Raw genomic sequence first — 13515 nt, 5'->3', positions numbered from 1 at the left:
TAACACCTGTACATAATTAAGTTCAGAAAATCACAATGTATCTCGCCTATATGAAATATCAAATCTTAATATATTAACCTTAATCAACGAGCCAATATGTCCAAAATTGAACCCTATACTTTTTATATCGACGGAATGACCTGTATCAGTTGTAGTAAAACTCTTGAGAGCTACTTAAGAGAAAAACTCGGGAATAGAATAAATGAGTTCCATGTAGATGTCACCACAGCAGATCCTAAAAAAGCAATAATCAATCTAGTGGTAGATCAAGAGAATGATGACCAATATGAAGTATGGGCCGAAGTAAAAGGCTATATCGATGAACTATTTAGTTGTAGGGAATATGGATATCAACCGATAAAAGAAGAACCGAGCGAAGAGGTTCAAGAAGAAAATCAGCAAACCAATAAATTGGAGAAAGCCAAAAGCTTTTTTACATCGCATTGGTTTCTTGGTGGAGTTGGGTGTGTATCAGGGCTTGCCGTACTCATCCTTTGCCTCGCTACGAGTGGGCTCCCATTGGCGGTAATGAGTTCACTTGCTGCTTTTAGTACCTTATTAACCTTAATTTTAGGCGCAAACTCCTATTACGATGCCTGGCTCAAACTAACCAAGGCTAAGACGTTAACTATGGATAGCTTATTTGCGCTCAGCACAGCCTCCATCTTGGTCGTTTCGATTGCCTCGCTATTTGTACCCTGGCTTCCCATGATGTTTGAAGCCGGTTTACTTATTTACGGCTTTAGACATATAGGAATTGCCATAGAAGACACCATTAAAGAAAAAATTGGTACAGCAAAATTCCAGGACAGAGCCCCCAAAACCGTGAGAAAAAAAACGGGTCAAGGTTTTGATGAAATTAAACTGGATAAGATTAATGTAGATGATGTAATTATTGTATATCCGGGAGAAACCATTCCTCTTGATGGTATTTGCGAGGATGAAAGCCTTATTTACAAGACGATTGACACGGGAGCCATCCTACCACAATATTTTCCTCCGCAAACTGAAGTGCTCGCCGGCATGCGGCTAGCCGACAATGAGAAGCCCTTAGCAATACGGGTTACGAAAACTAAAAGCGAATCCTACTTGGCTCGACTTGATAAAGCAATAGAAATATCAGCACTAGAAAAAGCACCTATTGAAATAAAAACAGGACAATTGCTCACTTATTTTATCCCAGCCGTGATTGCTCTGGCAGTCGCTTCTGGCGTAATTATTGGGATCTTTTTTCCTGCAGCCGTTGCAATTCAATGTGCTGTATCGGTTTTAGTAAGTGCATGTCCCTGTACTTTAGGCTTAATTACACCTCTAGCAGTAAAAACCGGGATGCATAAGGCTGCAGAGCATGGGGTACAATTTAAAAGTGCTAAAACACTACAGCAAGCCGAACAAATAGACACTGTCATTTTTGATTTAAATGGCACCCTAACCACTGGAGTCCCTAGTGTAAAAGAATTGTATCTGTTTGAGGAAAGTAACCTTTCAAAAACAGAATTTCTTTCCTATTGTGCTGCCCTTGAAAAGCAATCAAGTCATCCTATAGGGAAAGCTATTTATTCTTATGCGAATCAATTCAACATTGAAGACGTTGAAGCAGATTTCCTGGATCACTCTCATCACTCTGGAATTTCTGGGAAAATAATAAATAAGGACTATGTCATTGGCAGTATGACGGTAATGCAAGAAAAAGGAATGAAAATCCCACTCAAGTTCAAGCAACCCAACTTACAAGCAGGTGATCAAATAGTCTATGTAGCACGTAATAACATAGCCATTGGATTTCTGGTCATAACAGATCCACTGCGTGACGATGCGTACTGCACTATTAGAGCCTTAAAAGCAATGGGAAAAGAAATATGTTTATGTACTGGCGCAGATGAAGAAACAGCTCATCGTTATGCTCAAGCGCTTGGCATTAAAACAGTTTACGCCAACTGCATTGCAAGCTCTCTCCAAAGAAAAGAAAATCATCACTCAAAAACATCTTATATTAATGCCTTAAAACAAAAAGGACGTAAGGTAGCCATGATAGGAGATGCAGGGAATGATACTCCTGCAATTACAGCCAGCGACCTAGGTATCGCGGTAGTTTCTGATGGTAGTGACATCTTAACCCAGCAAGCAGCAGGTATTGTGATTCATAATGGCGCATTATTATCTATCGCCTCGGCTTTTGCTGTCTCCAAACAAACCGTGTCCAATATAAATCAAAATCTGGTGATGAGCCTGATTTACAATCTTGGCTCAATCCTGGTTTCAGGAGGATTATTAGTTGCGATAGGATTAACCCTTAATCCCGTCATCGGTGTTGCTTTAATGATCTTTCAAGCGTGTATGATTTTAATGAATGTTTATCGCTTTAAACAACAACCACTGGAGCATTTACAATTGGAGAAAAAGCAATATCAGGAAGCAAGTTCTCCTCGAGAATCCTCTCATGCCAAAATGAACACATACAAATCCGAATATTCAAAAGACTCCCTTTGTGAGCAAGAGCCACCCCATATTAAACCGGTAAAAACCTCGGCCCCCTCCTTTTGGAATTATTGCATGCCCAAGGGGGCGTCAACTGAAGAAGAAGAAAAGGAAGAACTTCTTTTATTTGGGAACAGAAAGGATGAATCTATTTTGAATAGTGCAAACTGTTCCTCTAAGTGCTAACCCAAAGTCCGGATTAAACCACGTTAGAATCACTCACAAGAATATTCCATTCTAAACACAATGAGGGGTCTTCAGAACCTGTTATGACATTATAATCAAAATAAATGTTCAAAGCAGGGAGATCCTTCGGCTTAAACTCATCTGGCCTATGGATACGTATTGCTGCGCAGTATACAGACGCCAAGAAGTTCAGCTCGATTAGTCTGTTGATTTATAATCATCTAAAATAGTTGATAGCTTATCCATCACCTCATCGACTGGAATCAACTTCATGGGTTCATCACCATGTACATGTTGCCCCCAAACATCCTCGATGCGCTTACTCCCTAAAATTTTTTCTGCTGCCTCAGGATAACGATTCACAACCAAATGCTGAAAAAGATAAGGCCCCGAAATAAGTGGGTTAGTCACCGCATGTAATGCAATAACTGGTGTATTTACCGCAGTAGACATATGTGAAGGCCCTGTGTCAGGACAAAGAACAACCGTGGCTTTACTGATGAGTGCCAATAATTGCTTGGGTTTTGTTTTGCCAACGAGATTAATTGCAGGAATAACTTGGGTAATTTGATCAGCCAAGTGTTTATCAAAATCAATGGGCCCACCTGTTATGATTACCTGTACATTCCATTTTTCCCTAGCCCTTCGCAACACCTCAATATAACGAGCCACGGGCCAACTCCGCTCCGGTTTACTTGCCGCGGGATTAATCACCAAAATTGGGCCTTGCTTTGGTAAATGCTGTTCTGCCCATTCATAATCTTCAGCAGTAATAGGTAAATCCCAACGAATAACACGCTCCTTTATTCCTAAAGCCTGAGCAAACTTCAAGAACCCATCTAAAGTGTGCTCCAAACCTGGTGTTATTCGTTCATTAACAAATAAGCCATGAGCATCATTCGCTCGATGCTCATCGTAACCTATTTTTCGTTTCGCTTTGATAAAAGGATAGAGTAAATTCGTCCTTAGACTCGCTTGCGGGGCTAATAATACATCAAAGCTACGCCCCTTCATTTGTTTTTTAAAGCGCCAATAATCTGCAATATTGTTCGGTTTATCAATTAAAATAAACTCTACTCCATCCATTCCCTCTACCAAATCAAAAGCAGGTTTGGAGATAATCCAAGTCAACTTTGCTTGCGGTAGGCTGGCTTGCAAGGTTCTAATGAGTGGCACCGCCATTAAAACATCGCCTAGTGCAGATAATCGTACAATACAAATGGATTTAATCATTCTGTAAAACAAACCGCGAACCACAATAAGGGCAAACTTCTACGCCAGTTTTTTCAATTGGCAAATAAACCTTTGGATGAGCGTTCCATAATATCATATCTTTTGTCGGACAGCTCAAAGGTAATTCATTGCGATGCACCACATAATTTTTTTTGGTACTTGCTGGTTCTTTTTTAGCTTTTAACATAATGTTCCTTTAACTCTTATTTGGTAAGATTATCTAATATTTCCCCGATTTTCGCTATAATCTCATCGCGAAAAGCCTCATTTTGTGGATCATAATAAAAAGCCTCCCCCCAATGCCGAAGCCAAGTTAATTGACGTTTCGCCAATTGCCGAGTAGCAGCAATACCTTTATCACGCATTATGGAATACTCATAATCGCCTTGAAGAAATTCAAGTGCTTGCCGATACCCTACGCAACGCATTGCAGGTAAATTCATGGTTAAATGCCATTTTTGCTTTAACTGCCTTACTTCCTCAATAAAACCTTCAGCTAACATATGATCAAAGCGTTGTGCAATACGTTCATGAAGCCACGCCCTTTGCTCTGGAAAGAGAATAAAATTCATAAAATGATGGTCTGGTTTTTCCTTATCCTGCTCAAGAAAGGCAGACAAGGTTTTGCCTGTCAGATAATATACTTCCAGTGCTCGTTGAATTCGTTGTGCATCATGTGCATGGATTCGCGCAGCCGATTCAGGATCAATGCCTACTAATTTTTGATGGAGAACAGGCCAACCATATAGAGCGGCCTCATCTTCCAGTTGCTGGCGTATCATCAGATTGGCTTCTGGTAAAGTTGATAGGCCCTTTTGTAAGGCATTAAAATACATCATAGTCCCCCCTACAAGTAAAGGGATTTTGCCTCTCTTATCAATCTCTTCACATAAAGATAAAGCATCAGCACAAAATTGAGCAGCAGAATAAGACTCAATGGGATTTTTAATATCAATTAAATGATGTGGTGCAATTCGTAGCTCTTGCGCTGTTGGCTTGGCGGTTCCGATATTCATATCCCGATAGATCATCGCAGAATCAACACTAATAAGTTCAAAAGGATATCGCGTAACTAATTCACAAGCTAAAGCCGTTTTCCCTGAAGCAGTCGGTCCCATCAAACAAAAAACTAATTTACCCATTCATTATCTCAATTAAAAAATACGCGTTAGCCTATTATTAAATACGAAGAAATCCCCTCGCCCACTCGTGGGAGAGAGTGAGGATTCTTAATTGTATCATGCCTCTAATCATACTCTCCCCCTAATGAGCACCTTCTCTCTGATGGGGGGATTGAAAAAATCCTTTTGAGAAGAGGGGGCGATTTCTTTAATTCAATTACGCCCTAAACTAGGCATCTACTAATTTTTTACACTCTTCATTTGTTAATGCTTTCAACAATCCCTGTCTTTTACTATCTTCTTTATATATTTTAAGTAACAACTCATTTAAATCCATTTTTTCTTCAAGGCTCAAGAGTCTGGGATCAAATGTTTGTGACTGATTCATTAACTCAAGCAATTGCTGCTGCTGAACATCCCCCTCAGCAATAGAGTCTAAAAATAACCGTAAATCTAAATAGGGCATGCACAGTGGTATGCTACAAATAAGTACTTCATTATCTCCAGCCCAATCAAGGTTAATTCCTAACGCTTTGAGATTCTGGACTAACTCCATAGACCTACTTTGGTGTTTTTGTGGAAAAGAATAACGAATCGGTACCAATAAAGGTCTACTTGCCAAAGGGAAGCGCAAGTCATGTATTTGTTCCTTCATTCGACATTGATACAAGGTCACAATATCAACAACATAAGGTTGTTGATTTATAAATACTAATATGTATTTGTTATTTAAAATGACCCAAGATAACTCTGTTTCAAAATTGTAAATGCTTTTACTTGGCACCGCCAATTTGGGATAAGGTTCATAAATCGTTTGAACTTGATTTTGATGCTGCTGTTCGCTTAATACATAGACCACTTCTTCGCTAGTCTCTTTTTTAGACTTCAATGCCGCAGTCAATTGTGATGTAAAGAAATCAAATACTAGACGTGGCTGCTGAAAACGGACTTCGTGCTTGGTGGGATGCACATTTACATCGACTTCTGCATGATTCATCATTAGATATAACACACATGCAGGAAATCGACCGGGATATAATAGACCATCATATGCTTGCTTTAGTGCCTGGTGTATTAGCTTGTCTTTTACCATGCGCTGATTAATATAAACCCACAATCGATCATTCTGGCTGCGCTGAAAATTGGAGTTACTTATCCAACCGCAGAGCTTCATAGAACCATGTTCCACATCAAGATAAATTGACTCTTTAACAAAAGCACTGCCAAATATACGGGTAATACGTGTTAAACGAGTGTGTTCATTGGTTGCGGCCGGAAGAGCTAAAACCTGCTTGCCATTATGTTTTAGCGTAAGCGCAATACCTGGGGCACTTAGAGCAAAGCGTTTTACTGTGTTTTCTATCGCTTGAAACTCCAATCTTTCGCTTTTCAAAAATCGTTTTCTTACAGGAGCATTAAAAAACAGGTCAACAACATCTACCGTAGTTCCTACACTACGAGCACAGGGGGTAATTGACCGTTCGACACCATGTATTCGTAGCATTGCTGCTGTCTCTTGGTGTTCAGGTCTAGAACTGATTGTGACTTTTGCTATAGAAGCAATACTGGCTAATGCTTCGCCGCGAAATCCCATACTATCAATTGAATATAAGTCATCAAGGGTACTGATTTTGCTGGTCGCATGTGCAGCAATTGCCAAAGGCAAGTCTTCTGCCACAATCCCCATGCCATTATCGCTGATCTTGATTTGATTGAGACCACCATAGCCTATTTCGATGGTAATAGCATCCGCGCCTGCATCAAAAGAATTTTCCAGTAACTCTTTTACTACTGACGCAGGTCGCTCTATTACTTCTCCCGCAGCAATTTGATTTGCTATGAGCGGCGGTAATTGTTGAATTCTTATGCCCATGCTGGAGGGATCACCAGTTTCTGCCCCGGTTTAAGTCGAGTGATTCCGCGCAAACGATTCGTAGATTGTAGGGCCGCAACTGAAACATGATAACGCGCAGCGATAGCAGGTAACGTCTCTCCTGCGCGAACCAAGTGAACATTATTTGTCGTCATTGCTTCAATACGTGAGCCGTGAGGAGGATTTTCCCAGAAATATCCTTTAATGCCTTGAAAAATTGCCTGGCTCAAACGAGTTTGATATGCAGGATTAGTTAAATTACGTTCCTCAATAGGATTTGAAATAAATCCTGTTTCTACTAGAATCGAGGGAATATCCGCAGATTTCAAAACGACAAACCCAGCCTGCTCCACCTTATTATTATGCAAATTAGTGAAATTACCGAGCTGACTTAAAACACGCCCACCCATTTGCAATCCGGAATTAATTGTTGCAGTTTGTGATAAGTCAATGAGAACGGAGCGCACCACACCATTTTGGTCATCCAAATCTCCTAGATTCACCCCTCCTAGTTCTGAATAGTTCTCTTTTTCTGCAAGCCAACGTGCTGCTTCGCTTGTAGCCCCTCTTTGCGATAAAGCAAATACCGAGGCGCCATTTGAATGAGGATTATTAAATGCATCCGCATGAATCGCAACAAATACATCGCCATTATATTTTCTGGCAATGTCCAGGCGCTGCCGCAGACCCACATAATAATCTCCAGAACGGGTTAGCACAGCGCGCATACCTGGCTGCCTGTCAATTAATTGTTTCAGTTTCAAAGTAATTGCTAATACGACGTCTTTTTCTCTGCTGTGGCGTGGACCTCTAGCTCCTGGATCCTTACCTCCATGACCAGCATCCAAAACAACAATAACATCACGCAGTTTAGAAGGCCTACCACTTACCTTAATTGGCTGTCGGGTTGCTAAAATAGGACGTATTGGCTGCTTTGTTTCAATTTTTACAGGTAATTTTGCCTGTTGTATTTTCTGTGTTGTGTATGTTTTCGCTGCTACCGGCAATGTTTTTTGAGGAGTGCTTGCAGCAATTGGTGCAACAAGATTACCATTATGCAATAAATCAACGCGTATACCTCCAAAGGCTCCATTAGGTTTCCACGGAGAAGATCTTAGTTGAACCTTTTGATTAACTTCAAAAACAAGCCTCAAGGTTCTGGGCTCAGAATTCCCGCTACGAACTTGTCTGACTAATCCATTAATTAACCCTAATTGGTTTAAGTCTACAGCCAATTGGGTCTCTTTTAAGTCCAATACAACTCGCTCAGGATTACTTAAAGAAAATACTTTGTGGGTGAATGGACCATTAATTGTTAGAAAAAATGAAGTTTGATTACTTTGTTGTTTCAAAACAACTGATTTCAGTTGAGCACTAAATGTTGTTATAGAGCAGAGACACATCACCACAAAACACCATAAGCGAAATATCATACTTCACCTGCAAGACGCGCTAAAATTCTCTTACCGGCTGTGCTGAATGCCATAATTTGCATTTCACGTCCAGCCCCCTTAATAGCTAACTTAAAACGAATATCGACTTGTGGCAATGCTCCTCCTGCATTTTCAGCCCATTCAATACAACAGATGCTCTCTTGGGTAAAATAATCTCGAAATCCAAGATATTCCAACTCTTCTTCATGATGTATTCGATACAGATCAAAATGATGTATGGTTAGATTATTACAAAGATAACTTTCAACTAAAGAAAAAGTAGGGCTTTTAATTGTAGATTGGACGCCCATATGTCTCAACATGGCGCGGATAATAGTTGTTTTACCTGCTCCAAGATCACCACTAAAGGTCATGATTAAAGAAGGAAAAAGACAAGAAGCAAGATGAAAGGCAAACTGTTCACTCGCCTTTTCATCAGGTAAATCCAGTGTTATAACAGCATCTAATTCACTATTTGTCATCATTCAGGATAATTCAATACATGAGGTAAAACATCAAATAAATCACTGGCCAATAAACCAGCTCCACCCAATTTTTTTGCTACTCGATCTCCGGCGACTGCATGGATCCACACACCGCATTGTGCAGCTTCAGATAAAGAGTACCCTTGAGCACAAAGACCAGCAATAATACCGCTTAATACATCGCCCATACCAGCACTCGCCATGGCAGGATTACCTCGAGGACAAACAGATGTATCTTTCTCTGTTTGAATCACTGTACCAGCACCTTTTAATACAACAATCCCACCATATTGTTTCTGGATGTTTGCCGCTGCCTGGTATCTATCTTTCTGAATCAAATCAGTAGAACAAGAAAGCAAGCAAGCCGCTTCGCCTGGATGTGGTGTTAATATCCAATTATCATCCAGTTGTGGGTTCTCGGCTAACAATCTTAACGCGGATGCATCAATTACCATAGGTAATTGTGATGTAATTGCAGTTAAAAAAAGGTTAGTAGCCCATTCACTTTCCCCTAAGCCTGGACCAATAATACACACTGTGGCCTGAGCCAAGAGTAGTTTTAAATCTTGGGCAGTTTCAACACCACTTACCATCGCTTCGGGAATTAATGTTAAGGCACCCTTGGCATGCTCCGGCCAGGTTGCAACAGTTACTGCTCCGGCCCCGGTTCTCATTGCTGCTTTTGCAGCCAGACTCATTGCGCCTGGCATTCCAGGTCCGCCACCAATTACTAAAACATGGCCATAATTACCCTTATGCGAATTTTTCTTTCGTTTAGCAAGGGGTAAAGGTAAGGTATCTGAACTTAAAAGACGAGCAGTTGGAATCAATTGATTCACACACGAATCAAGTTGTAAAGTACAACTATAAATCTCACCACAATAATCCGGCCCATCGGCTGTATACATGCCTGATTTCTGAGCAATAAATGTTAAAGTAGTGTTGGCCTTGACACAAAAATTCTCTACTTTTCCGGTATCTGCATTAAGACCTGAGGGAATATCCAATGCCACAACAGGTAGACCACTTGCATTGATCTGATTAATTGCCGACGCAATAACCCCATGCACTGGTCCTTTCAAACCGATCCCTAAAAGAGCATCAATAATTAATTCTACTTCGCTATCTAATGGTTCATCTGCAGCTTGACATTCAACTCCTGCATTTATAGCCATTAACGCCGCATGCTGTGCAGCAAAAGGAAGATCGGCTACTGCCTTACATTGATAAATCGTAACTAATATACCTTGCTCATGTGCTAATCTGGCAACTACATATCCATCACCAGCATTGTTGCCAGCACCACAATATATAGCAATATGACGTACATGGGGATAAAGTTTTGCAATAAGAAAAAATGCCTCTGCGCCAGCGCGGGACATGAGTGTATTTTCATCCAATTGATATAAAGAGGTAGCTTGTTGTTCACACGCTCTTACTTGCTCACAACGATAAAGGGCATTTGCTGGCATGATCATCTTGTGCTCCAAATCTACTATTTCGAACACTTTCTTAGTAGTCTAGTGTAGTATTCTAGCCTGGGAGAAGTACAGCAGAAACAGGGATTCGCTGAATGTTAATAAAACCGCTTAACCCTGGTCGCTACACCTCACCCAGGCTAAAAAGCCTAGGCTACGTCCATTTACTTAACTAGTTTTAATGAAGGTTTGCTTTTAGAAACGGTTGAGCCATCCGATTCAGCGCCAGAAGCTCCAGTAGATGCTGGAGGCGGTTCTTCTTCATCTTCGACTGCAAAGGCAATGCCTCTACCATTTTCTTTTGCATAGATTTCTAATACTGCGCCTGGTGGAACAAAAATTTGTTCGGTTTTTCCCGAAAAACGTGCGGTAAAGATAATTCGATCGTTTTCCAACAAGAGGCCGCGAGTTGCTGCTGGAGAAATATTTAACACGATACGATCATGATTCACATGTTCTCTTGGAACTTGTACACCCGAATATTCAGCATTAACCATGATATAAGGTGTTAATTCGTTATCCACTATCCAATCGTAGGCAGCGCGAATTAAATAAGGTTTGTTTGATGTCATAGTCATATAATTATGCCGCTCTTAGTTGTCGCTCAGCATCAGTCAAACTTGTTTGAAACGATTCACGTTTAAACAAGCGCTGCATGTAAGCAATTATTCCTTTAAATTCCGGTGCAATTTCAATTCCCAATCGGGGCAAACGCCACAATAAAGGTGCTAATGCACAATCCAACAAAGAAAACTCATCACTTAAAAAATAAGACTTATCCGCAAATACAGGATCAAGTGCGGTTAAACTTTCAAATAAATTTGCTCTGGCCTGATCCGCATTATCATCTCTTAAAATACGGTTCATTAGATAATACCAATCATGTTCTATCCTATGCATCATTTTTCGTGTCTCAGCACGAGCTACAGGATAAACAGGCAATAATGGTGGATGAGGAAATCGCTCATCTAAATATTCCATAATAATACGTGGCTCATAAAGCACAAGTTCTCTATCGATTAAAGTAGGAACCGTTCCATATGGGTTAACTGATAATAGATCAGCGCTGGGCTCAGCCTGCTTGGCAGCAAGAATTTCTACATTCACCCCTTTTTCAGCCAGGACGATCCGAACCTGATGGCTGTAAACATCGTCTGTATCGGAAAATAAAGACATTATAGTGCGCTTCGCAACAATTGCCATGAGCAACTCCTATTTAATTCAACCTATAACAAAGATAAGTACACACACAAAAACTCGCACTTTACCACATTTTTGCCTTTTTGGGTTACTTTACGCCGATTTTTCGCCAATAAATTGTTTTTAAACCCCATGCGGCGAGAAATAAAATCAATAAAAAACCAACTACGAAAAATCCTAAATAGTGACGCAATAACTTTACTGGTTCACCAACATAGGCAAGAAAAGTCACCAAATCCTGTAAATTAGAATCAAATTGTTCTCCGGATAAATCATGATTCAATGTCTCTAAAATATTTGGCATAGCCACATCAGGAACAAGATGATTATTTGTACCAAATGGTCGAGAGTCATCCTTATAAAAAGCACTTAGATAACTATAGAGCCATTTCGTCCCTTTTTCTCGAGCAATTAAAGATAGATCTGGAGGTACTATTCCAAACCATTGTTTTGCATCTTCTGGAGGTAAGGCGATACGAATTGGATCGTTAATCGTTGCTTGCGTAAAAATCAGATTATTTTTTAATAAATCTTGATTTATTTGACCATCAAATCCGATTAACCCTAACCCCTTGGCCATATGATTATAGCGCAAATATTTTAAAGAGTGACAGCCAGAACAATAATTCATAAATAGCCTAGCGCCTCTTTGTAAGCTGGCTTGGTCTTGGACATCGATCGTTACCGGATACGTCCATCCGACTGGATTTAAAACGACGCATCCAAACCATACAGCCAAATAAAAAATAACTCCTTGCATCCGCATCATTACCCTCCCAGGCGAGAAGGCACTGGGCGTGGTGCTTCAAAACGAGTATAAAAAGGCATTAATACAAAATAAGCAAAATAAAATAGTGTACTGACACGCGCTAAAAACAAGCGTATGGGGGTTACAGGAATTGTTCCTAAATACCCCAATAACAAAAAAGCAGCTACACCGAAAATCAACATCATCCTTGAGTAGTTTCCTTTATAGCGCATTGAGCGAACCGGACTACGATCAAGCCATGGTAAAAGGAACAGAAGTAATAAAGCAGATCCCATACAGATAATTCCTAATAATTTATCCGGTACTGCCCGCAACATGGCATAAAATGGCGACATATACCACATGGGAGCAATATGGTCTGGTGTAACTAACGGATTTGCGGGTACAAAATTATTATGTTCTAAAAAATATCCTCCCATTTCAGGGGCGAAAAAGACAACCGAAAAAAATAAACCAAGAAAAGCAAGCACCATGACTAGGTCCTTAACAAGGTAATACGGGTGAAAGGGAATTCCATCTAAAGGTTTGCCTTGTGCATCTAGGTGATTTTTAATTTCAATTCCTTCAGGATTATTAGAGCCAACCCGGTGTAAGGCAACTACATGCAAGAACACCAAGAAAAGGAGTAGGAATGGAATGGCAATTACATGTAATGCAAAGAAACGTTGTAGCGTAGCATTTCCCACCGAGTAATCCCCTCTGAGCCAAATAACCAGGTTTTCACCAATATATGGAATAGCACTTAACAATGAAGTGATTACTTCTGCTCCCCAATAGGACATTTGTCCCCAAGGCAATAAATAACCGAAAAAAGCGCCCGCCAAAAGTAAGATATATAAACACATCCCCAAAAGCCAAATCAACTCACGTGGATTTTGATATGAGCCATAAAGTAAGCCGCGGAACATATGTAAATAAATGACAATAAAAAAAGCAGATGCACCAGTTGAATGCATATAACGCAGTAACCAACCAAAATTAACATCGCGCATTATGTATTCTATAGAAGCAAAAGCCTGCTCAGCACTGGGGGTATAAAACATGGTAAGCCACAAACCAGTAATCAATTGATTGATTAAAATGACAAGGGCGAGCGAACCAAAAAAGTAAAAAAAATTTAAGTTTTTAGGAAGATAATAGGCACTGAAATAATTTTTCCAGGTGCTCATCAAAGGAAAACGCTCATCGAGCCATTTGAGGAGTCTATTCATTTAATCCAGCCTTTTCTGTTACCATTCGTGCGTTTTAGCCTGGGTGCA

At 40.2% G+C, this 13515-nt stretch carries 12 protein-coding genes; 1 reads left to right on the top strand and 11 read right to left on the bottom strand.

Going from position 1 to position 13515, the window contains the following annotated elements; genetic code table 11:
- Window positions 1-96: 96 nt before the first annotated feature.
- Complete coding sequence (locus tag BW930_RS11825) at window positions 97-2664, top strand: heavy metal translocating P-type ATPase (protein ID WP_058468767.1); 2568 nt, start codon at window positions 97-99, stop codon at window positions 2662-2664.
- Window positions 2665-2862: 198 nt separating this feature from the next.
- On the opposite strand, the gene BW930_RS11820 is transcribed toward BW930_RS11825, so the two are convergent.
- The 11 genes from BW930_RS11820 to BW930_RS11770 form a co-directional block, all read right to left on the bottom strand.
- Window positions 2863-3897, bottom strand: coding sequence for a glycosyltransferase family 9 protein (locus tag BW930_RS11820; RefSeq protein WP_058468768.1), 1035 nt, complete (start codon window positions 3895-3897; stop codon window positions 2863-2865).
- Complete coding sequence (locus tag BW930_RS11815; protein WP_058468769.1) at window positions 3890-4084, bottom strand: zinc-finger domain-containing protein; 195 nt, start codon at window positions 4082-4084, stop codon at window positions 3890-3892. The genes BW930_RS11820 and BW930_RS11815 overlap by 8 nt, the downstream gene beginning before the upstream one ends.
- A 16-nt stretch (window positions 4085-4100) precedes the next feature.
- Window positions 4101-5039 carry a tRNA (adenosine(37)-N6)-dimethylallyltransferase MiaA gene (gene miaA, locus BW930_RS11810; RefSeq protein ID WP_058468770.1) on the bottom strand — a complete coding sequence of 313 codons (939 nt, stop codon included), beginning with the start codon at window positions 5037-5039 and terminating at the stop codon, window positions 4101-4103.
- Between the two features lie 208 nt (window positions 5040-5247).
- Window positions 5248-6891: a DNA mismatch repair endonuclease MutL gene (mutL, locus tag BW930_RS11805; RefSeq protein ID WP_058468771.1), complete on the bottom strand. Its 1644-nt coding sequence runs from the start codon at window positions 6889-6891 to the stop codon at window positions 5248-5250.
- The gene (locus tag BW930_RS11800; RefSeq protein WP_058468772.1) at window positions 6882-8324 is read right to left on the bottom strand and encodes an N-acetylmuramoyl-L-alanine amidase family protein; all 1443 of its coding nucleotides are present in this window, start codon (window positions 8322-8324) and stop codon (window positions 6882-6884) included. The genes mutL and BW930_RS11800 overlap by 10 nt, the downstream gene beginning before the upstream one ends.
- Entirely contained in the window at window positions 8321-8806 is a 486-nt protein-coding gene (gene tsaE, locus BW930_RS11795; protein ID WP_058468807.1) for a tRNA (adenosine(37)-N6)-threonylcarbamoyltransferase complex ATPase subunit type 1 TsaE, read from the bottom strand. Before tsaE ends, BW930_RS11800 begins: the two co-directional genes overlap by 4 nt.
- Window positions 8806-10281 (bottom strand): bifunctional ADP-dependent NAD(P)H-hydrate dehydratase/NAD(P)H-hydrate epimerase, encoded by a 1476-nt coding sequence (locus BW930_RS11790; RefSeq protein WP_058468808.1) that lies wholly within the window; start codon window positions 10279-10281, stop codon window positions 8806-8808. The genes tsaE and BW930_RS11790 overlap by 1 nt, the downstream gene beginning before the upstream one ends.
- Window positions 10282-10451: 170 nt before the next feature.
- Window positions 10452-10865, bottom strand: coding sequence for a ClpXP protease specificity-enhancing factor (locus BW930_RS11785; protein WP_058468773.1), 414 nt, complete (start codon window positions 10863-10865; stop codon window positions 10452-10454).
- A gap of 4 nt (window positions 10866-10869) precedes the next feature.
- Window positions 10870-11490 (bottom strand): stringent starvation protein SspA, encoded by a 621-nt coding sequence (sspA, locus tag BW930_RS11780; protein WP_058468774.1) that lies wholly within the window; start codon window positions 11488-11490, stop codon window positions 10870-10872.
- A gap of 85 nt (window positions 11491-11575) precedes the next feature.
- Window positions 11576-12253, bottom strand: a complete 678-nt coding sequence (locus BW930_RS11775; protein WP_115266134.1) for a cytochrome c1 — start codon at window positions 12251-12253, stop codon at window positions 11576-11578.
- 2 nt (window positions 12254-12255) lie between these two features.
- A complete protein-coding gene (locus BW930_RS11770; RefSeq protein WP_058468776.1) occupies window positions 12256-13467 on the bottom strand; it encodes a cytochrome b in 1212 nt (403 codons plus the stop codon).
- Between the last annotated feature and the right edge of the window lie 48 nt (window positions 13468-13515).

The sequence above is a fragment of the Fluoribacter gormanii genome (assembly GCF_900156395.1).
Taxonomy (GTDB): domain Bacteria; phylum Pseudomonadota; class Gammaproteobacteria; order Legionellales; family Legionellaceae; genus Legionella; species Legionella gormanii.
Note: the sequence above shows the minus strand (reverse complement) of the source record. Positions and strands in the feature narration are given on the sequence as shown.